15 protein-coding genes are annotated in these 22,520 nt (G+C 39.1%); all 15 read left to right on the top strand.

The annotated features are described in order from the left end of the window. The first annotated feature begins 12 nt into the window (after positions 1-12). The 15 genes from tssF (at position 13) to icmH (ending at position 22,513) form a co-directional block, all read left to right on the top strand. The gene (gene tssF, locus EV695_RS09925; protein WP_131905764.1) at positions 13-1,881 is read left to right on the top strand and encodes a type VI secretion system baseplate subunit TssF; all 1,869 of its coding nucleotides are present in this window, start codon (positions 13-15) and stop codon (positions 1,879-1,881) included. Next, positions 1,878-2,876, top strand: coding sequence for a type VI secretion system baseplate subunit TssG (gene tssG, locus EV695_RS09920; RefSeq protein ID WP_131905763.1), 999 nt, complete (start codon positions 1,878-1,880; stop codon positions 2,874-2,876). Before tssF ends, tssG begins: the two co-directional genes overlap by 4 nt. Positions 2,877-2,971: 95 nt before the next feature. Further along, positions 2,972-5,788 carry a type VI secretion system ATPase TssH gene (gene tssH, locus EV695_RS09915; protein WP_131905762.1) on the top strand — a complete coding sequence of 939 codons (2,817 nt, stop codon included), beginning with the start codon at positions 2,972-2,974 and terminating at the stop codon, positions 5,786-5,788. 107 nt (positions 5,789-5,895) lie between these two features. After that, the gene (locus tag EV695_RS09910) at positions 5,896-8,097 is read left to right on the top strand and encodes a type VI secretion system Vgr family protein (RefSeq protein ID WP_131905761.1); all 2,202 of its coding nucleotides are present in this window, start codon (positions 5,896-5,898) and stop codon (positions 8,095-8,097) included. Positions 8,098-8,115: 18 nt separating this feature from the next. Then, positions 8,116-8,616: a DUF6484 domain-containing protein gene (locus EV695_RS09905; protein ID WP_131905760.1), complete on the top strand. Its 501-nt coding sequence runs from the start codon at positions 8,116-8,118 to the stop codon at positions 8,614-8,616. Positions 8,617-8,641: 25 nt separating this feature from the next. Further along, positions 8,642-9,751, top strand: a complete 1,110-nt coding sequence (locus tag EV695_RS09900; RefSeq protein ID WP_207907038.1) for a DUF2169 family type VI secretion system accessory protein — start codon at positions 8,642-8,644, stop codon at positions 9,749-9,751. Continuing rightward, a complete protein-coding gene (locus tag EV695_RS09895; RefSeq protein ID WP_131905758.1) occupies positions 9,748-10,764 on the top strand; it encodes a hypothetical protein in 1,017 nt (338 codons plus the stop codon). The genes EV695_RS09900 and EV695_RS09895 overlap by 4 nt, the downstream gene beginning before the upstream one ends. Positions 10,765-10,779: 15 nt before the next feature. Beyond that, the gene (locus tag EV695_RS09890; protein WP_131905757.1) at positions 10,780-11,901 is read left to right on the top strand and encodes a PAAR-like domain-containing protein; all 1,122 of its coding nucleotides are present in this window, start codon (positions 10,780-10,782) and stop codon (positions 11,899-11,901) included. A gap of 59 nt (positions 11,902-11,960) precedes the next feature. Beyond that, on the top strand, positions 11,961-12,815 hold the full coding sequence (locus tag EV695_RS09885) for a beta propeller repeat protein (protein WP_165874675.1): 855 nt from the start codon (positions 11,961-11,963) through the stop codon (positions 12,813-12,815). 72 nt (positions 12,816-12,887) lie between these two features. Further along, a complete protein-coding gene (locus EV695_RS09880) occupies positions 12,888-14,135 on the top strand; it encodes a TIGR02270 family protein (protein ID WP_165874674.1) in 1,248 nt (415 codons plus the stop codon). Between the two features lie 355 nt (positions 14,136-14,490). Further along, positions 14,491-16,863, top strand: a complete 2,373-nt coding sequence (locus EV695_RS09875; protein ID WP_131905754.1) for a serine/threonine-protein kinase — start codon at positions 14,491-14,493, stop codon at positions 16,861-16,863. Between the two features lie 211 nt (positions 16,864-17,074). After that, positions 17,075-18,100, top strand: a complete 1,026-nt coding sequence (gene tssA / locus EV695_RS09870) for a type VI secretion system protein TssA (RefSeq protein ID WP_131905753.1) — start codon at positions 17,075-17,077, stop codon at positions 18,098-18,100. 69 nt (positions 18,101-18,169) lie between these two features. Beyond that, positions 18,170-19,783 carry a type VI secretion system-associated FHA domain protein TagH gene (tagH, locus tag EV695_RS09865; RefSeq protein ID WP_131905752.1) on the top strand — a complete coding sequence of 538 codons (1,614 nt, stop codon included), beginning with the start codon at positions 18,170-18,172 and terminating at the stop codon, positions 19,781-19,783. 19 nt (positions 19,784-19,802) lie between these two features. Beyond that, a complete protein-coding gene (tssK, locus tag EV695_RS09860; RefSeq protein ID WP_131905751.1) occupies positions 19,803-21,140 on the top strand; it encodes a type VI secretion system baseplate subunit TssK in 1,338 nt (445 codons plus the stop codon). A gap of 68 nt (positions 21,141-21,208) precedes the next feature. Next, positions 21,209-22,513 carry a type IVB secretion system protein IcmH/DotU gene (gene icmH, locus EV695_RS09855; RefSeq protein WP_131905750.1) on the top strand — a complete coding sequence of 435 codons (1,305 nt, stop codon included), beginning with the start codon at positions 21,209-21,211 and terminating at the stop codon, positions 22,511-22,513. The last annotated feature ends 7 nt before the right edge of the window (positions 22,514-22,520 follow it).

The following is a 22,520-nucleotide window of genomic DNA, read 5'->3' as shown; positions in this document are numbered from 1 at the left end:
AGAGGGAAGTAGATGCATCCAGAAATGCTCAAATATTACGAAAAAGAACTCCAGTTTGTCCGTGGTATGGGTAAGGAGTTTGCTGAGCGTTATCCAGGTGTTGCTGAGCGTTTGGATCTCGGTGGATTTGAATGTGCTGACCCTTATGTGGAGCGATTGCTTGAAGGTTTTGCTTTTCTATCGGCGCGGATTCAACTGAAGTTAGATGCAGAGTTTCCTAAATTTACTCAAAACCTGTTGGATATGGTGTATCCACATTATCTGGCACCCACTCCTTCAATGGCTATCATGAGTTTTGAGCCTGATCTTGATGGTGGTGTTACTGAAGATGGATTTTCTATCCCAAGAGGTACACGTTTACGTAGTTCTTTAAGTGAAGGAATGAGAACCCGCTGTGATTACAGAACTTCTCAAGATGTTAACCTTTGGCCATTGAGTATTGAGGACGTAAAGTATCTTCGTGCAGGCGAAGCGGAAATTTACAATCGTTCTTCAACTCCTGTGAAGTCTGGGATACAAGTTCAATTGAAAGTATCTCCCGGAATAGAATTTAAATCACTATCTCTGAATAATTTAGAATTCTATTTAGATGGTGGTGGTGAAACGCCTCATCGTATATATGAATTATTATTAGCGCATTGTGCATCTATCGTCATTCAACCAGTCGAAAAAAATGGGAAGAAACCATCTTGGCAAATGGAATTACCCGCTAACAGTTTAAGTGAGATGGGTTTTGATCAGGATCAGGCCTTATTGCCTTATACGGATGTATCTTTTCAGGGTTATCGTTACCTTCAAGAGTACTTCGCCTTTCCACAACGTTTTCTATTCGTTCAATTAAGTGGACTGAAAAACGTGATACCGCGATGTGAATCGGAGTCTTTAGAAATAATATTTTTATTCAAAGAAAAGAATGACTTATTAAAAGGAGCTTTGGGCAAAGATAATTTATCGTTGAATTGTACGCCGGCAATTAATCTTTTCCCAAAACGAGCTGATCGCATTCATTTATCCCATCGGTCTAGTGAGCATCAAGTCATTATTGATCGAACTAACCCACTCGATTATGAGGTTTTTTCTATAACCGGAGTGAATGGTTTTGATTCAAGCTTGCAGGATAAACAAACATTTAGCCCGTTTTATGCCAGTAATAATTATGACTCCAAAAGAGGGCAGGCTTACTACACAATAAGTCGTAAGCCACGATTACAATCAACTACGAATCGTTCTGATAAAGATTATGTTGGCACTGAAATATTCTTATCTTTAGTGGATAGCTCAGAAACTCCATACGATGAAGATTTAAAGCAATTAGGTGTATCAGCATTATGCACCAATCGTGATTTACCTCTGCATATCACATCAAGAGGAGGTAAAACTCTATTTACCATGGAGGACAGCGCACCAGTATTACAGATAAGGAGTTTAGCTGGTCCAACCAAGCCTAAGCCTCCCAATGTTGAAGGTGAAAATGCCTGGAGGTTAATCAGTCATTTATCCCTTAATTACTTGTCTTTGATGGATAAGGATGAAAAAGAAGGTGCGGTGGCACTACGAGAACTGCTCACCCTCTATGGCGATATGCATAGATCGGAAACGATGAAACAAATCAATGGGGTGCTTTCTGTGACGAGTAACCCTGCTGTTAGAAGAATTCCTGGGGCAGGTCCAATCACTTTTGGTCGCGGTGTTGAAATTTCAGTGAATTGTAAAGAAAGTGCTTTTGATGGAATGGGTGTGTATTTGTTAGGAAGTATTTTAGAACACTTCTTTGCAAAATATGTTTCCTTGAATAGTTTCACCCAAACAAATTTGAATACCGTAGAAAGGGGAGCAATAAAACAGTGGTCAGTTAGGACTGGGACAAGGGCAACCCTATGACCAATGAAACACATTCTACAGACCTGATTCAGGATATTACTGATAATCCGCATCAATACGGTTTTTACGAAGCATTAAGATTAATCGAGTGCTATTACAAAGATCGTTCGCGTCTCGGTGAAACACTCAAGTCTGCTGATGACATGATTCGTCTGGGTCAAACACCCACGTCTGCATTCGCACCATCGACTTTATCTTCAGCCACTACAGAAAAGGATGCTTTATTACATTTAAATGTCTTCTTCTTCGGTATGTTTGGTCCGAATGGGGCATTACCTTTGCATTTAACTGAATACGCGAATGAAAGAGTTAGGTCAGCAAGAGATGCGTCTTTTATCCATTTTATGGACATGTTTCATCACCGTCTATTGTGCTTGTTTTACCGAGCATGGGCTAATAAAGAGCCAACAGTTCATTACGATCGTCCAGATCAAGATCGATTTCATCTATACACGGGTTCTTTGTTAGGCATTGGTACACCTGCGGTACAAGACAGAGACCTGATGCCAGACAATAGCAAAATGCATTATGCCGGCCATATGAGTACACAAACTCATCATGCAGAAGGTCTATCTTCAGTGCTTCAGGCCTTTTTTAAGGTGCCTGTAAAAATCAAAGAATATATTGGTGAATGGCTGGAAATTCCGGAACAGAGTCGATGTTATTTAGGTATGAGTCTGGATGGAGGGAAGCTCGGAGAAGACGCCGTTCTTGGCGGCAGAAGTTGGCAACGTCAGTATAAGTTTCGCGTTTTAATTGGTCCAATGGAGTTAGACGAATACGAGGGATTATTACCAGGTAAAGAAAAAATTCAACAAGTGTCCGCCATTCTTAAAAATTATGTAGGGTTGGAAATGATCTGGGACATTAATCTTATTTTGAAAAAAGAAGCCATACCGAAAACTGAGTTAGGAAGTTTTGGACAGCTTGGGTGGTCTACATGGTTACATAACTCGCCCATACAAAAAGATGCAGACGATTTTTTGACAGTTTAAAAAAGATGGAGAAGGAGAGGCAGAGCGACGAAGAGTAAGAGGACGTTTACTTAATCGCTAATAGTAACTAAGTAAGAATTAATAAGGAAAAACCAATGTCAGATATAAGCAGAACATCATTATTTAGAAAACTGAATCCAATTACTTACAAAGCTATTGAAAGCGCGACTGTGTTTTGTAAATTACGCGGTAATCCTTATGTTGAGCTTATTCATTGGTTACATCAAATATTGCAATTACAGGATTCTGACCTTCATAAAATCATTCAAACCTATGGTCTAAACCCTTCCCACTTAAGTCGAGACATGACAGATGCCCTTGATAGACTACCTAGAGGAGCTTCATCAATATCAGACTTGTCATCTCACGTTGAAGAAGCGGTAGAACGTGGTTGGGTGTACAGCACTTTGATGTTTAACGATAGCAAGGTTCGTTCGGGGCATTTAATCGTAGGTATATTGAAAACTCCGAGCCTGAAAAATAGCCTTATTTCAATCTCTGATCAGTTTAATAAAATAAGTCTGGAAAACCTTACTGAACATTTTCATGATGTAGTGGCTAATTCACCAGAAGAAAATCTAGCAGCGACCGATGGTACAAGTTTAGATGGTGCAGAGCCGGGTGAGGCGAGTGGCGCACTTTCACCCGCGCAAATGGGTAAACAAGAAGCATTGCAGCAATATACTGTCGATCTGACAGAAAGAGCGAGAACAGGCGAATTAGATCCAATTGTTGGGCGTGATGATGAAATACGTCAGATGGTCGATATCTTAATGAGGCGTCGACAAAACAATCCTATTTTGACGGGTGAAGCAGGTGTTGGTAAGACAGCAGTTGTGGAAGGTTTAGCACAAAGAATCGCTTCTGGAGATATTCCTCCGAGTTTAAAAGACGTATCTATCAGAACACTTGATATGGGCTTGCTCCAGGCAGGGGCTAGTATGAAAGGTGAGTTTGAAAATCGTCTTAAAATGATTATCGAAGAAGTACAATCTTCAGAAAAACCTATTATTTTATTCATCGATGAAGCACATACTCTGATTGGCGCAGGTGGTGCGGAAGGAACTGGGGATGCGGCTAATCTGTTAAAACCTGCATTGGCAAGAGGTACTTTGAGAACAGTCGCAGCAACGACTTGGGCAGAATACAAAAAATATTTTGAAAAAGACCCCGCGCTTACACGTCGTTTTCAGGTGGTAAATGTAGAAGAGCCTACGGAAGAAAAAGCCACATTAATGCTAAGAAGTATGGCGTCAGTGATGGAAAAACATCATAAGGTTTTATTACTTGATCAAGCCCTTGAAGATGCCGTCAAACTGTCACATCGATATATTCCTGCCAGACAATTACCCGATAAAGCGATAAGCGTATTAGACACTGCGTGTGCACGTGTGGCGGTTAGCCAACATGCGACTCCTGCAGAAGTTGAAGATCGTCAACGCAAACTCCAATCATTAGAAGTCGAAAGTAGAATCATTGCTCGTGAAGCAGCTGTCGGAATAGATGTGGGAGAACGTAAAGAAAACGTCGATACGCAAAAAGTAGAAGTAGAGGCAGAACTTGCGGAGCTAGATAAACGCTGGCAACAAGAAATGAAATTGGTTACTGAGATTCTTCAATTAAGAAGTGAATTAAGGGGGGTTAGCAGTAAAGTCGAAGGGACTGGCTCAAAACTTGAGAAATCTATTGAAGAAACAATTGAAGAAACAGAACAAACTAGTGAATCAACTGGTGCAAATCTAGAAGAGGTAGCAGAGAACGCCACATCACCTCAAGTAACTCAAGAAAGCTCAGAATCAGTTGATGCATTAACGCCAGAGCAAAGAGAAGAAAGTCTCAAAAAGTTAAAAGGCTTACAAACTAAATTAGCAGAACTGCAAGGCGAGACACCTCTGATATTGCCATCTGTAGATGGGCAAGCCATAGCTTCGGTAATCGCCGATTGGACAGGAATCCCTGTTGGCAAAATGGTTAGGGACGAAATGGGTGCAGTTCTAAAACTGAGTGACACGTTGAATGAGCGCGTTGTCGGTCAAAAACATGCACTAGATACGATTGCTAAAAGAGTACAAACATCACGAGCAGAATTGGATAGTCCTGATAAGCCGATCGGTGTCTTTATGCTTTGTGGTCCATCGGGTGTGGGTAAAACTGAAACAGGATTGGCACTTGCCGAATCTTTATACGGCGGTGAAGAAAATATCATCACCATCAATATGAGTGAATTCCAGGAAGCTCACTCTGTATCAACGCTCAAAGGATCACCTCCAGGGTATATCGGTTACGGAGAAGGTGGAATATTAACCGAAGCCGTACGCAGAAGACCTTATAGCGTGGTTTTACTCGATGAAGTTGAAAAAGCGCATCCTGATGTGCATGAGATTTTCTTTCAGGTCTTCGATAAGGGGCGCATGGAAGATGCAGAAGGACGTTTGATAGATTTCAGAAATACATTGATTCTTTTAACCTCGAATGTGGGCACGGATATGGTCATGGATATGTGTGCCGATCCTGATTTAATGCCAGATGTAGAAGGCTTGGCCAAAGCATTACGTGATCCGCTTCTAAAGGTTTTTCCACCAGCATTGCTCGGGCGTTTAGTAACGATTCCGTATTATCCATTGAGCGATGAAATACTCGGTACGATCATCAAACTTAAGCTGGATAAAATAGTAAAACGCATTAAACAAAATCACGAAGCAGAAATGACATACGGTGATGATGTGATCAAATTGATATCAGAGCGTTGTAATGATTTAGACAGTGGCGCTCGAGTGGTAGATGCGATTTTGACCAACACTGTATTACCTCAAGTGAGTCAGGAATTTCTAGAGAGAATGATGGAAGGTGAAAAAATCAATACCGTCGCAATATCTGTAAAAGATAGTGAAATTGCCTACACCTTTACTTAATTTTTTAAAAATTGAAGGCATGTAATTGCTCTTTAAAACGATAGCCACCCCCGTACTTTAGGGCCTTTTTTTGTAACGACTTTTAATAAAAGTGTAAATAAACGTATATGGCTGCAACGCAAAGCAATAGCGAAGTAAAAATAAAGACCCCGCTTGGGCCAGACGTACTGTTGTTTCGAAATATGTCGATGACAGAGGAATTGGGTCGATTATTTACGATTGATCTTACTTTTTTAAGCGAACAAGAAGATATTAACTTTGAAAAAATCCTTGGTGAAAATGTAACCATAGAATTAACGTTAACCAGTGGAGCTAAGCGTTATTTTAACGGAAATGTTACCAGTTTCTCTCAAACCAAAGGTCTGGATCATTATTCTTCGTATAAGGCAACCGTTAAACCCTGGCTATGGTTTTTAACACGTACTGCTGATTGTCGAATTTTTCAGGAGATGTCAGTTCCAGATATTGTAAAAAGTGTTTTTCGTGATTTAGGTTATACCGATTTTGAGGATAAATTAACAAGCAGCTATCGAACCTGGGACTATTGCGTTCAATATCGTGAAACCGATTTTAATTTTGTTAGCCGATTGTTAGAGCAAGAGGGTATCTATTATTACTTTACCCATGATGATGGGCTTCATAGTCTGGTCTTGTCAGATGGAGATGCCGCTCACTCTTCTTTACCAAGTAACGCGGTTGTTGATTATTTTCCCCCTGATCGTAGAGCCGTTGGTAAAAAAGATTTTATTTCTCAATGGAATTTTACTAAGCAAGTACAGCCCGGAAAATACCAACTTAATGAGTTTGATTTTGAAAAACCAAAGGCAAAACTGGAAACAAAATCAGAGATAATCCAGTCGCACAAAACCGCAGATTATGAAATTTACGACTACCCTGGTGAATATACTAAAACAGATGATGGCGATGAATACGTACAAGCAAGAATAGAAGAATTGCATTGTCAATATGAACAAACGGAGGGACAGGGCACCATTCGTGAGTTCACATCTGGTTATAAATTTACGTTTAAAGGATATACGCGAGAAGACCAAAATCGCGAGTACCTTATTACGAGTGTGACGCATAATATACATTCTCATGCTCATATTAGTGGTGGTGGTGACAATGAGGATCCATATAGTAATTATTTTTCAGTAATTGAAAGTCAAACCCCTTTTAGAGCAGCACGCATAACACCCAAGCCAATAGTTCAAGGATCGCAGACAGCAATTGTTGTTGGTCCTAGTGGAGAAGAAATTTATACGGATGAATATGGAAGAGTTAAGGTTCAATTTCATTGGGATAGATACGGTGAAAGTAATGAAAACTCATCATGTTGGGTGCGTGTGGCTCAAATTTGGGCCGGGAAAAAATGGGGTGGAATTCATATCCCAAGAATAGGTCAGGAAGTTATCGTTGATTTCATGGAGGGTGATCCAGATCGACCGATTATTACAGGCAGAGTTTACAATGCCGACCAAATGCCCCCCTACGATTTACCTGCTAATAAAACACAAAGTGGTATTAAAAGCCGTAGCTCTAAAAATGGCACTCCCGCGAACTTTAATGAAATTCGCATGGAAGATAAAAAAGGCAGTGAAGAACTCTATATTCATGCTGAAAAAAACCATACGAATATCACAGAGAATGACCGTAATGAAGACGTCGGTCACGACAGATCACTTCATGTGGGTCATGATAAAAGCGAAGCCGTTGATAATGATAAATCTATAACCGTTGGCGTTAATCATTCTGAAGCTATTGGTAACAACAAACAGCTTTCAGTCGGCGTCAATCATAGCGAACAGATTGGTTCAAATATGACTATCAATGTTGGCAGCAATCTCACCGAAACTGTAGGAATTAACTACGCTGAAACAGTTGGTGTTGCGATGGAATTAACCATTGGAGCGACGTATGTACAATCAGTCGGATTGAGTAAAACGGTAACACTAGGAACAAGTAAATCAGAGTCCATAGGAACCTCAAAAACTGTCTCAATAGGTTCTGACCAATCAGAAGAAGTTGGCGCAAATAAATCAATATCTATTGGTGAGAATTTAGATGAAACAATAGGGGACTCACACTCTGAAGCGGTTGCAAAAGATTATTCTTTAACTGCTAAAACAATCAGCATGACAGCTGAGGATTCAATCACCTTAACGACAGGTAAAGCCAGTATAACGATGAAAAAAGATGGAACTATAAATATTGTAGGAAAGGATATTACAGTCAAAGGTTCTGGGAAAATTAATGCTAAAGCCTCAAAGAACATAATCATGAAAGGTAAGAAAATTTTACAAAATTAAAAGATGAGAGGAAGTGAAATGACAATAACTAAACAGCAAAAGAAAAATACTGATCAGCAAGAATTGAATCGTCTTGATGGCGTAGTTATTGGAATATTGGTAGGGATAAATGACAAGGGAGAGCCTTTGGTTATACATCCTGCGAATACTTCAGATATTGCAATTAAGGCAAATACCACTAGTTCATTATGCAGTGATGACATTGGTAAAGAAGTAGCTTTATTATTTCAAGGTGGTGACCCGCAATATCCAATAATAATAGGAAGAATACAGAACCCTCAAGTCGTTGATAAAGTACCAGACAATCCAGTAATAGAGGCTGAAAATTTTTCTGAAAATATCGCTAACTTAGATGGTGAACATATAAATTTAATGGGTAAAGAAAGTATTACTCTCAAATGTGGTAGGGCAAGTATCACCTTAACGAAGTCAGGAAAAATTCTTGTCAGAGGAAGTTATATTCTTAATAGATCTTCCGGTGTAAATAGAATAAAAGGTGGGTCTGTCCAGATTAATTAATATGGATCTAATTAACGTAACAGGAATGCAAGCAGGCTACACGATGGGCATGAAGCCAAGCGGTAGAGAAATGATTGTGGTTGCAATAAAAGGCACATTTGAATTTCCAAAATATCCAGATGAAGAACCACAACTAGCAGAAGTTCAACTTCCTTTAATAGACGCTGATACATTTACTGGAGAACCAGGTTTTTCAGCGCCAGCGTATGAAGTTGATTACTCCCCTAATAAATTACATTGCGATGTTTTACTTAATGGAAGTGCGTATGCTCCAAAAGGTAAGTCTGTTACTAAAGTTCAAGTAGGAATGAAAGTTGGAGACCTCACAAAAACATTCAATGTCATTGGAAATAGAAAATGGGCTGCAGGGGTAGGAATAAGTCCGGGTTACCCTGAGATATTTCAAAAGATGCCTATTACCTATGATACTGCTTTTGGTGGTGTAGATAATTACCTGAAGAATGAAAAAAAACACAAAGCTTATATGTTAAATCCAGTAGGAAAGGGTTATCACGCACATACAGCAACTGATTTAGTCGATGGAACACCAATGCCAAATACAGAGGAAGTAGGAAACCCAATTAAACTTCCGAATCAAGATTACAAGCCCATGTCTTTTGGCCCAATTGCAAGAGGCTGGGAACCCCGATATAAATATGGAGGTACCTATGATGATGCGTGGCTAGAAAATCAATTTCCTTTTTTACCAAAGGATTTTAATGAAGAATATTTCCAATCTGCACCCAAAGATCAACAAATGCCTTTTCCTATAGGGGGAGAGGAGGTGTTATTAATAAACGTAAGCCCTAGGAAAAGTCGCTTAGAATTTAAACTGCCAACACTTGATATTCCTATTATTTTTTTTCAGAAGAAAGGAGACGACATAATAAAACAGGCTGTTATCGATACCATAATTTTTGAGCCAGATTTTAATCTATTCACAATTACCTGGCGTACGAATATAGAATTAAGAAAAAACATTTTTGAGATTCCACAAATTCTTGTTGGAAGGCAAACTAAAGCTTGGTGGCGCGCAAGAACTATGGGTAAAACTTATTATCCCTCTTTGGCGCATTGGGTCAGAGCTAATCGACCTGTCGATGAAAAAAATGGTAACGAGGAACAAGCAGCGTGAGTATACCTTTAGCAATAACAGGTGTAGGTATGGTTACTGGAGTAGGGCTTTCAGCGCCAGCAACTTGCGCAGCGATTCGTTGTGCTATTGATAATTTTCAAGAAACACGGTTTATGGATGATGGGGGCGAGTGGATTATTGGGTCATCTGTTGAGTTAGAGCAATCATGGCGTGGTGAAACCAAGCTAATAAAAATGGCCGCGGCATCTATTAAAGAATGTTTAGATCAAAACCCAAAAATAAAACCAGAAGCCACTCCCTTACTTTTGTGCCTTTCTGAGCCAGGTAGGGTAGGTCGAGTAATTACTGATGATAATCAGTTTTTCGTCACATTACAGGAAGAATTAAAAATAGAGTTTCATCAGAAGTCACGCATTATTGCAATGGGGCATGTATCGATTGGTATTGCTCTTCAAAGGGCTAGAGAAATTATAGAAAAATATGATGTTACTCAGGTTCTTATTGCTGCTTCAGATAGCCTATTAGTAGCTTCTACACTAATGGACTATCAAGAAAAAGATCGATTATTAACCAGTAATAATTCTAATGGTTTTATTCCAGGTGAAGCAGGAGCATCAATAATTGTTGAGGCCAGCAAAAAGCAAGCTACGTTGAAATGTTTTGGAATCGGATTTGGTGTTGAAGAAGCTCATATTGACTCTGAAATACCCTTAAGAGCAGATGGTTTGACAATAGCGATTAAAGAGTCTTTGCAAGATGCACAATGTGAAATGGGTGATTTGGATTTTAGAATTAGTGATGTGGCCGGAGAGCAATATCATTTTAAAGAAGCAACTTTAGCTTTAGGTCGCACATTGAGAAAAAGAAAGCCAACATTTGATATTTGGCATCCGGCAGATTGTATTGGAGAAGTAGGCAGTGTAATCGGGTTGGTTATGTTAATTGTATTTAAAACAGCTAATGAAAAAAACTACTCAGATGGCAGAGCTGTCGTAGCCCATGTAGGAAATGATGATGGGAAACGTTCAGCCTGTATTTTAAAATGGAGTTAAAAAAAGAACCCCCTTATGTCTAATGATGTATTTGCCAATGGTAGAGAAATATCCTGTAAAAAAGCAGATGGTAAAACTATCTGTGCGTTTCCAGATGTGTGTATGACACCACCAACATCCCCCGCAACTCCAATGGGGGTTCCTGTTCCATATCCTAATACTGGAATGGCGAAAGATACAACCAAAGGAAGTAAATCTGTAAAGATAACAGGCAAAGAGATAATTAAAAAAAATGTCTCTCACTACAAAACAAGTTATGGGGATGAAGCAGGATGTGCAACACCTGCAAAAAAAGGAATTATCACTGGAACGATAAAAGGAAAGGTTTATTTTAAGTCATGGTCAATGGATGTCAAAGTCGAAGGTAAAAATGTTGTAAGGCACTTGGATATGACTACCCATAATCATAAGAGTGAGATTGGTAATGAGAGTATTCCTTGGCCTCATGTTGATAGTATGTCTATTGATATGCAAAAAGCATGTGCGGCTGACATAGCAAAAGAAAAAACAAGTTGTGCTGATTATAAACCCAAAGGTGATAATGATGTATGCGTGGATGCGGGTTTAGATGAGGGTATAACGAAAAGCAAATCATGGGCAAAAAGTAAATCAATTAGTGCTAAATCCAACGCTTGTATAAAAGCTAGAAGGTGCCGTTTGGCCCCTTATAGTAAAAAGAAAGATGGTATAAATGGTTGTTGCCCAGCTCAAACAGCCGATCACCTCATTCCTAAGAGCTCTTTTTATAAAACTACTGTCAAAAAAGGTACAAAGCTGACAGGGTGGAAAAATTATACCGCGAGTGGAGCACCTTGTATTTGTGCCGAAGGGGGGACAAATACACAAGGTACTCATGGATTAAGGCATACCCATCATAAAATAAATGGCCCTGCAAAAGGGACTATGGTGTCTTTAGAGTCACAGGCTAGTCTGGGAGCAAAAGGAGTTACGGAAGTTTTCCCTGAGTCTAATTGTAATGAGGAATGTATAAAAAATCAGTTAATTCAAGGGCATAAGAAAATGACCTCTGGAAAAAATAAAGATGCAGAAATAAAGCATTCACCATGTGGTACAACAATGGATCCAAGCGAATTGACAACTCAAATTCAGACTATGGCTCCAAGCGGAGCTAGATAACCTAATATCAATTAAAAGTGAGAATAAATGTTATGAGACCCTATTGGACTAACACACATTTGTTTATAAAAGGCGCTGCTAGGTTTAATGACTTAGTATATTTTGCAGTTAATCAAAAAGATCTGGAAGCGATAGATATACAGCATTCTATCTTTATCGCATGGGATAGAGGTGAATGGTTTCAAGAAGAACATGTTAACTGGAATTGTATAGGTATGTGCGTTGTACAAAAACCATTAGATAAATTAATCTCTATTTCTGAAGAAGGAGACATCTGGACATATGTTGGAGGTAAGAAAACTACGGAAAATATATTACCAGAACCAAAGTCTATTAGAAATATTTGTACTATTGAAGGCTATGCGTATGCATGTGGTATGAATCGACAAGTTTTTAAACGCGTTGGAGAAGATCAATGGGATATTATGCATGCAACCTTATCTGATAACGAGAGCAATAAAGGATTTGAAGATATTGATGGTTTTTCTCAGTTTGACATTTATGCAGTTGGCTGGGGGGGGGAGATATGGAACTATAATGGTAGTAAATGGATTCAAGCCGATAGTCCGACAAATTTAATTTTAACTTGTGTTTTATGTGCTCCTGATGGAAATGTATATATAGGTGGACGTCAAGGGACAATTATTAAGGGAAAAGGCAATCAATGGGACCTAATTAATATAGAGGATTTTACTAAAGATATATGGGATTTTACTTTTTTTGAGGGAAAAGTTTATTTCTCTACAATGAATGCCCTTTATATTTTAGATGAAAGTGGAGTATCAGCAGTAGATTTTGAAGATGATTTTCCATTGACTTGTTATCAACTTACTCAAGCAGAAGATACATTGTGGTCTATCGGCACTTCTGATGTTTTTTCATTTAATGGAAATATATGGACAAGAATAGAATAATTAAAACTTTAAATTATGTTCTACACATACTTTAAATATATCCATTAAATGGGGCATCCCAAGGAAAGTTTAATGATAAAACCAATCCCACATATCATAGACCAACACGCTGAAGAGGCGGCTTTCTTATGGCTATTACGCAGTAATGCCGTATCAGCTTCCCATTTCGATTTAGAAGATTTATCAGAGTTAGATGATCGTGTAGAAGCTCACATTGATGGGCTTAGAGTATCGGGTGATTATGGTTGGGAAATTTGTAAAGCTACTCTTGAATTTAAGGAATCCGGTGAGTTGTTCATTACAACAGTATTGGCCTTAGAGAGTGATGATGCTGAAAAACTTAAAATAGTATATGAGTTTCTTACAGAAAATGCTGAGTTACAAAATGGTTTCGTTTCAGCCTTAGGTTGGGTTGATCCCAAGTTCTTGGAAGGGAAGGTTAGTGGCTTTTTGGCTTCTAAAACACCTTTCTGGCAACAGATTGGTATAGCTGCATGTACGGTACAGCGTGTAGATCCTGGTGATCATTTAAAACAAGGCATTGAAAGTAAGAATCTCGCTTTATGCAGTCAATCATTACGTGCTGCTGGGAAATTAGGCCGCAATGACTTGCTCGATCTAATAAAAAAACGACTGGCAAGTAAAGATGAAAGCGTCAAATTTTGGTCAGCCTGGTCAGCTATTCTCTGTGGCGACCGATCAGAATCATTGAGTGTCATGTTAGCTTTCGTAAAACAGGACTCTTGTTATATGTTGCAAGCTACTATGATTCTTTTACGTGTTTATAACTCTCAAAAATCCAAAGAACTACTGGCCCTGTTGAAAGACCAAAATAAGATGAGGCTCGTCATTCAAGGCATGGGTATCCGTGGTGAAGCTGATTACATTCCATGGCTAATCGATCAAATGAACACGCCTGAGTTATCGCGTTTAGCAGGAGAATCTTTCACTTTCATTACAGGTGTTGATCTTGCATACGATGATTTGGAAATGGACCAGCCCGAAGGTTTTGAGGCTGGTCCAACGGAAAATCCGGAAGATGAAAATACCGATTTAGATGAGGATGAAGACTTGCCCTGGCCAGATCCTGAGCTAATTAAAGCTTGGTGGGAGACGAACCGGAGTCAGTTTGAGTCAGGTGTTCGATACTTAAATGGTAAAGAAATTTCTCATGAAAATTGCTTATACACTTTAAAAAATGGCATGCAAAGGCAACGCATCTCTGCGTCATTAGAGTTGGCTTTAATGTCTGATAATGCAGTTTTGTTCGAGACCAGTGCAGTGGGTAAACGTCAGCAGATGTTATTAAGCGGTATATAAAAAACAGCCTCAAAGTAGGGGGGTGTGAAATATAGTTAAATACATCCCTTAGTTATATAAAATTAACCATTTTCATGACGAGTTTTGTCCTAAAAACTCAAAGATCTCAAATAATATCTAAAAACAAGAATTTACATTCTTTTTACTAACTTTTTCAAATTGTGGAATTTGTCACATTTCTTAAGAATCTTCGCTTATATACTTAATCAGGCCTAGTCATGGATACTGAATCTAAACGCAATTCATCAGTAATAAGAACTAGTTAAGGAAAGTGCTTATAAGTAGGGGGGTGACAAGTAATAACCCCAAGTCCCCCTCAAGATAAACCATCAAACACGGAAACTAATATCTAACAATGATAGAAATTCCAAATTATACCGTTGATAGCGAGCTGGGTAGAGGCGGTATGGCTACAGTGTACTTAGCGGTTCAAGATATGCTGAGTCGTAACGTAGCCTTAAAAGTCATGCTCCCTGACATGGCCAGAGATGAAAACTTTCGTAAGAGCTTTTTAAGTGAAGGCAAGATCATAGCTAGTCTTGAGCATCGAAATATTGTTCGGATTTACGATGTTGGCGTGATTGATGATTCTATTCTTTATATGGCAATGGAGCACTTGGCTAATGGCACGCTCAAGACTAAATTAGAGAAGGGCAAACTCAGTTACGCAGAATCACTTAGAATTCTGGAACAAACATCAAGTGGACTAGATTACGCACACGTCAAAGGTTATATCCATCGAGATATAAAACCAGGAAATATTCTATTTCGAGAGGATGATACAGCCGTTATCACTGACTTTGGTATTGCCAAACTACAGGATACATCGGGTGAACTAACTCGTATGGGTTATACCATGGGGACAGTTCAATATATGAGCCCCGAACAGGCAGTTACCACTGATTTAGACAGCCGATCTGATATTTACAGTTTAGGTCTCGTTTTTTACGAGATGTTAACTGGCAAAAAAGCGTTTAAAGCTGAGTCTACGATTCAAGCTATTCATCAGCATACAACGGTTGCTCCCCCTGAGTTGCCCGCAGAATATAGTTTTTTACAGCCGACTATCGATAAGGTTTTAGCGAAAGAACCTAACGACCGCTATCAGACAGTGGGGGAATTTGTAGAAGCTGTTAAAAACGCAGTAAACGTTGATCAAACCGTTATTCATAAAATACCACCACAGATTGATGATGATAGAACCCAGATACTTCAAACGGGTCATTATCCTGTTTCAGCCAAAGAGCCAAAAAGCAAAAAAGGTTTGTATGGGGGAATAGCGGCTACGCTAGTTCTTGTCGCCGGTTTAGCATTTGGTTTTACTAATTACGAGAAAGTTTCCAGTTGGATGGGGGTTGAAGAAACTGATAAAAAACAGCTACATCAGCTTGAGGTTGACCCTCAACTTGAGGCAAATAGACTGGCTGCTATTGACAAAAAAGCTCAAGAAGATAGCTCCGCAGCTGATGAAGCTTCAAAACAGGAAAAAGCAAAAGAAGAGAAAGCACAACTAGAACAAGCGAAACTTGAGCAAGAACGACTTGAGCTAGAGGAAAAAGAAAAGCTCAAAAAAGAACGTCTGGCTAAACTTCAACAGTTACAAGAAAAAGACCGCGCAGCTGAAATTGAAAGACAGATTGAAGAGGACAGAATAGCGGCAGAAGCTAAAAAAGCCGAAGAAGCCAGAATAGCGGCAGAAGCTAAAAAAGCCGAAGAAGCCAGAATAGCGGCAGAAAATAAAAAAGCCGAAGAAGCCAGAATAGCGGCAGAAACTAAAAAAGCCGAAGAAGCCAGAATAGCAGCGGAAACTAAAAAAGCGGAAGAGGCCAGAATAGCCGCGGAAAATAAAAAAGCTGAAGATGAAAGGATAGCAGCAGAAAATAAAAAAGCGGAAGAGGCCAGAATAGCCGCGGAAAATAAAAAAGCAGAAGAGGAAAGAATAGCAGCAGAAAATAAAAGAGCCGAAGAGGAAAGAATAGCGGCAGAAAACAAAAGAGCCGAAGATGCCAGAATAGCAGCAGAAAAAAAACGTCAAGAAGAAATAAGAAAAGAAAAGCGCAAAGCAGAACAAAATAAAACAAGACGAGTCAGGCTGATCGCGACCCTTAATAAGAGACCTTTAAAAACATCATTTATTATTAAGCAAAATGGTAAAGAGGTTAGACGGGTCAATGGAAAGTCAACTGCGAACGTTAATCTCAAACCTGGTCGTTATCAGATAGCGACGAGTTATGCGGGTAAATGGAAAAGCAGCAACATCAATATAAGCAATAAAAATATTACAAGAACCTTTGAATTTTTCAAAAAAGCGGCACCAGCCAAAACAGTCAATGGTCAAATTAGAGCTTATGCAACACTCAATGGTCGTCCTTTAAATACCTCTTTTGTTGTCACCAAAAATGGTAAACGTGTAAAAGCGGTAAGTGGGAGATCGTCAGCCAATTTTGTTCTCCCCCCCGGTAATTATGTGATTACCACTCAGTTTGGTGGTCGAGTAAGTCGCGCGAATGTCAATCTTGCAGCTTACGATATTGCTGAACAACGTTTTGCGTTTAGAGGGAGTGCACCAAGACCCGTTCAACAAAAAGCACCACAAGCACAAAAAGATTGGACGCATACCCATAATGCTCCTCAACGACAAGCACCTGTCAAACAAGCCCCTAAGCCTAAAAAAAGATCCTGGCTTGATGAAGACCCAAATGCTGATAGTTCTGAAACAGGTAGTTGAGTATGCATGTTGAAGGATTGAACAATGAATATCTCGATTGAAATCATCTTCGCTATCGTGATTGTGGTTTTACTCATCATGAGTGCCAGAGAATATTGGCTTAAGAAAATTGTTACCCCTGCCATAAAAACGAGATTAAGAGTGTCTTTAATTTTTTGTGTGGTAATGATTTTTAATTTTTTGATATCTAAATAATAAGTTGGAGTAATCCATGCTGGATGTAGAAGCGATATTAGTTGATCACGAAGGAGATACCGCATGCGGTGAAAACCTTGAGTACGATCCGCTTTTTTTAGAAGTTAGAAGTGCACTTGAAGGCAAGCCAGAACAGCGTATAGGCGAAGATGTAATCGAAGGCGAAGAGCCAGACTGGAAACTGGTTAAGAAGAACTGCCTGGAACTTTGTAAACAAACGCACAGCCTGGAAGTTGTTATCAGTTTGACGCAAGCACTAATAAATCTTGAAGGTTATGCTGGGCTTGCTGATGGATCAAAATTGCTATCTGGAATGGTCGAGAAATACTGGGGATGCGTACACCCAGAAATAGATCCTGATGATAATGATCCTACAGAGCGATTAAATATGCTCGCGTTATTTGAAGATTTTAACTTTCTATTGTCACTTCAAAAAATTGAATTATTAAGTGCAAAAGGTGTTGGAAAAGTCAGCCTCTACGATCTGCGTAACCCTAAATCTTCGGGCGATGATGAGAATGAAACAGGCGTTGATGCCTTATTGGCTGATGCTATTTTTAAAAGTAGCGATTTAGAACGCAGAGAAGCCGTCCATTCTGATTTAGAAAAGAGTATAGAAAACTTTCAAAAAATCTCTTCATTATTAAAACAAGAAGAGCATGTTGGTGATGGTAGAGCCCCTAATTTTGCAGAACTTCTTAAAATTTTGAAAGAGTCAAAATCTGCAATTGCGAAACATCTTGATAATGTTAGCGATAGTACCGAAGAAGAAAATTTAGCTACAGAAACAGATCATGCTAACGCTAGCGAAAACATCACTGCAAGTGTAAAACCGGTCGGTATTAACACAAGATCAGATGTTATTTCAGCGATAGAAAAGATAGAAGATTATTATCATAAAAACGAACCAGGTAGCCCGATTCCACTTATTTTGCAAAGAGCTAAAAGCTTGGTAGATAAAGACTTCCTGGCGCTAATGGAAGATTTGGCGCCCGACAGTTTGCATCAAGTTCAGATGATTGTAGGAAGAACAGAGGAATGATCGTGATAGAAGAACATCATCACCAAAAATCTGTTTATAACGTTTTACTAAGTAGTTTACGGTATTTTTATGCAGCTAATGCTTAAGGTAATACAAACGAAAAATCAAACTCCAACAGCCTCTATGCAATATGAGTTTAAAGAAAGTGGGGGAACTATTGGGCGCAAGATATCAAATTCATGGGTATTACCGGATGAGCATAGACACCTTTCCGGAAGTCATTCAAAAATAGAGTATGACAAAGGTAGTTTCTACATCATAGATACCAGCACGAACGGTGTATTTATTAATGGTAATAAATCTCCGCTGGGCAAGGGAAATCGTCAGAAAGTTGGTCACGGGGATCAGCTGGTAATGGGAACATACAGTATTGAAGTTTCAATTATTGATGATGAATCCGTGGATAAAGAGATTCCAGCATTAACATCATCAGCTGGGATACCTACTGATGACTTATTTGCTGATCTTTTAGATGATCCCATTGAAATACAAAGTAATGTGGAAGAAAAAATATCAGCGACTTCTGAGGCTATCGATAAAGACAGTCAATACATGGAGAATAGTATTGGTTCAGATGATCCTTTTTTTCAATCTGGTGAATTTACCTTAGATGATGACCATGACATACCGATAAGTACTAAAGGCAATACTAAGGAAAATCATGATGATATCCCTGATCTAGATAGTTTCTTCAAACCGCCTAATGTCACCAAACAGGACAAAGACAAAGATCAAGATTTCTTTAATGACATTAAACAAGACATCGAAATAGAGTCAGAAGATATTGATGCTGAAAGCAACGATTCTTCAGCAGTTATACCAGATGATTGGATTGCTACTGATGATGATAAAAGCTCCATTGATGATTTGCTGACAGGAATAGTAGACCCATTTTCAAAAAGTGAAGATATCGATGAAGAACTACCTGAAACTGAGATAGAAGATATCCCAGAAATATCTGAGAAAGAAGTAGCAGATATTGCTCTGAAAGCGGACGTTGGGGTGATCGAGGATGAGGTTGAAAAAAAAGATAAAACAGATATATCTAAAGCCGCAACATTCAATAATGTTGAAGATAGCAATACTGATTTTCTTAATTACTTCTTTGAAGGGATGGGGGTTGAACTTAAACCCCAAACTGGTGAGTTCACAAAAGAAGATGCGTACCTGGCAGGGAGTTTATTCCGAAAATCGATAGAAGGCACTATGGAAGTACTTCAATCGCGTGCTGAAATTAAAAATGAGATGCGAATGGATATGACAACTATTCGTCCCATTGAAAATAATCCGATTAAGTTTTCTATCACTGCTGAAGAAGCAATTACTAAATTATTGTTAGAAAAAAGTAAATCTCAAATGGATTCAGCGAAAGCGATAGACGAAGCCTATGATGATATTAAGTCACATCAAGTAGCCGTGATATCAGGTATTCAAGCGTCTTTAACTTCAGTGTTGAAAAGGTTTGAACCGGAAAATCTCATCGAACGGCTGGAGCGCCAAAGCCCCATAAGTGCCAGCATTCCGATACACAGAAAAGCAAAATTATGGGAGGCATTTGAGTTCCTTTATCAAACGATAGAGGGTGAAGCTGAAGATGACTTCAATCGTTTATTCGGTCAGGAATTTGCAAAAGCTTACGATGATCAAGTCGAAAAATTAAAAAATGCCAGAGGTGATAAATAATGTCTAACGAGGTTTATGGATGAATAAAGATAGAGTTGTCTGGCATGAAGGTTTATTCCTAAGACCTCAGCATCTACAGCAACAAGAACGTTTTATTCAAAATTGGGTAGAAGGTCGCTGTCAGGGAATAAGACCTTTTAACTGGGGTGTAACGAATCTTGAAATTGACCCTCAGTTATTAAAACTGGGAAAGATAGCGATTGTTCGTGCTCAGGGAATTTTTGCAGACGGAACACCGTTTGATATCCCGAATGATACACCTGCACCAGCTCCCTTTGAGGTGCCTAAGGATGATAAAAACTGTTTGATTTATCTCGCTGTGCCATTAATTCAACCAAATGCTCTTTTGATGACCGAAGAGTCAGAAGGGAAAAACAAATTAACCCGATATCAAATCAAAGACATACAAGTTGGGGATTTGCATACAGGAAAAATTCAAGGAGAAGCAGACTTACAAGTAGGTTGCTTAAATATAAGCATTCTCTCTGAAAATGACAAGTTGAACGCATACAGTGTCATCCCTATAGCCCGAATTGTTGAAAGTACTAAAGATAAATTAGTGAAATTAGATGAATCCTATATTCCAGCAGTAATGCATTGCAATACATCTGAGCAAATAATAGGTTTTATCAAAGAAGTTCAAGCGCTTTTAAAACATCGTGGGGAGGCTTTGGCCAGCAGATTAGCAGCTCCTGGTTCTGCCGGAGTATCAGAAATTACAGATTTTCTGATGTTGCAACTCGTCAATAAATACGAACCCTTGTTCAGACACCTACAGATTAACAAAGATATCTTCCCTGAAGAGCTCTACCGAATTTTAATTGTTTTAGCGGGAGAATTAGCCACATTTACCAGTGAGACAAGGCGTCCAATCGAGTTTAAAGAATACATTCATGATCAACAGCAGTTCTCATTTGAATTTGTCATGAATGAAATTAGAAAAGCACTAAGTTCAGTTATAGAGCAAAAAGCCATAGGTCTGGATATTGAAGAGCATAAGTATGGCATTTGGGTTGCCGTTATTAATGACAAGAGCTTACTGGATAGCTGTACATTTGTGTTAGCGGTTAAAGCTGATGTAGCCACTGAAAAAATAAGAAGCAAATTTCCAAGACAAAGTACGATTTCGAGTGTAGAAAAAATACGCGAATTAGTTAACTCACACATCCCTGGTATCGACTTAACTGCATTAGCTGTTGCTCCTCGACAAATTCCGTATCACTCAGGATTTTCATATTTTGAAATGAATTCTGCTCACGAATTTTGGGCGCCACTTTCAACTTCAGGAGGTCTAGCCGTGCATGTTGGTACGAAGCTAGAAAACCTGGAATTAGAGCTTTGGGCAATTAGAGACTGATATTGATTGGTAGTTGTAGTTTGTAGTGAACAGGTAGTTAAAAAGTAATTTTTTAATGAGGTATTGATATGTCTAATTCAGATGACCCATTCTTCTCTTCAGGTGGTTCAGATCATACTATCATCAGACCAGTGCCTGGTGGTAGAAGACAGGATATTGAAAGACAGGTCGAGTTCAATACGAGTTCAGAAGGTAGTGAAATACCATTACATAACCTGGGCAAAATTAATCCTCTTGAAAGTGCGGCTTCGGCGTTACTCGCTATCATTTCACGTTTATACAATAGTCCTTCGCATAACAATCCAGAGCAACTGAAACGGAAGTTGGTGGATGAAATTAAAGCTTTTAACTTAAGTGCAGAAAAAGAAGGTTATGACCAACAAACAATAGAAAACGCACGATATGCGCTATGCACAACAATAGATGAAGCGATATTTAATACGCCTTGGGGACATGAAAGTGGGTGGGGCGAAAACAGTTTACTCAGTATTTTTCATCAAGAGGTTTCTGGTGGTGATCAATTTTTTCATAGCTTGAAAGACATTGGACAAAACCCCTCTAAAAATATCGATTTACTAGAACTCAAATACGTCTGTCTGGCGTTAGGGTTTCAAGGCAGATATAGAATCGTCAATGCCGGAAAAGAAAAACTATTTCAAATTCGGAATTGGTTAAGTGAATTAATTCGCAAGCAGCGCGGTTCTATAGAACCACTGTTATCGCCTCATTGGCAAGGTGTTGAGACAGAAGCAAAAGGTTTATCGAAAACGATACCCTTGTGGGTATCCATTGCAGTTGCGTGCGCATTACTTTTAGCGTTGTTTTTAGGGTTATATTCTCTGCTCAATTCAAAAGCAGAACCCGTGAAGAGGGAGATCGTTAAGCTGGATGTTCCCGAGGTACCGATTCCACCCAAAATATCAGAAATAGAAGCCATAAGAGCGCAATTACCGATAGAAATAGGTAAAGAGTACGTAGATGTTAGACCAAGAGAAAATGACGGTAGAACACTCATTGAATTAAGAGGTGATCGTGGTTTGTTTGCTTCAGGAAGTGATCGGATTACTCAGCAACGTGAGCCACTTATTAAACGAATAGCAACGATAATAGCTGCTCCTGAATACAATGCGCATAGCATAAGAGTCATTGGCCATACGGATAATGTCCCGATAAGAAACTCTATTCGATTTGCCGATAATTTTGCGTTATCAAAAGCGAGAGCAACGACCGTAAAAGAAATGCTACAAGACTTTGCGCCTAACCTGAGAAATAGAATAACGGTTCAAGGTAAGGGAGATATCGAACCACTTGATGCCCGATCAACTAAAGACGCAAGAGCTAAAAATCGACGCGTAGAAATCATACTCGATTGAGAGACGG

Source organism: Cocleimonas flava (assembly GCF_004339015.1).
GTDB lineage: Bacteria > Pseudomonadota > Gammaproteobacteria > Thiotrichales > Thiotrichaceae > Cocleimonas > Cocleimonas flava.
This window is presented reverse-complemented; position numbering and strand designations above follow the sequence as displayed.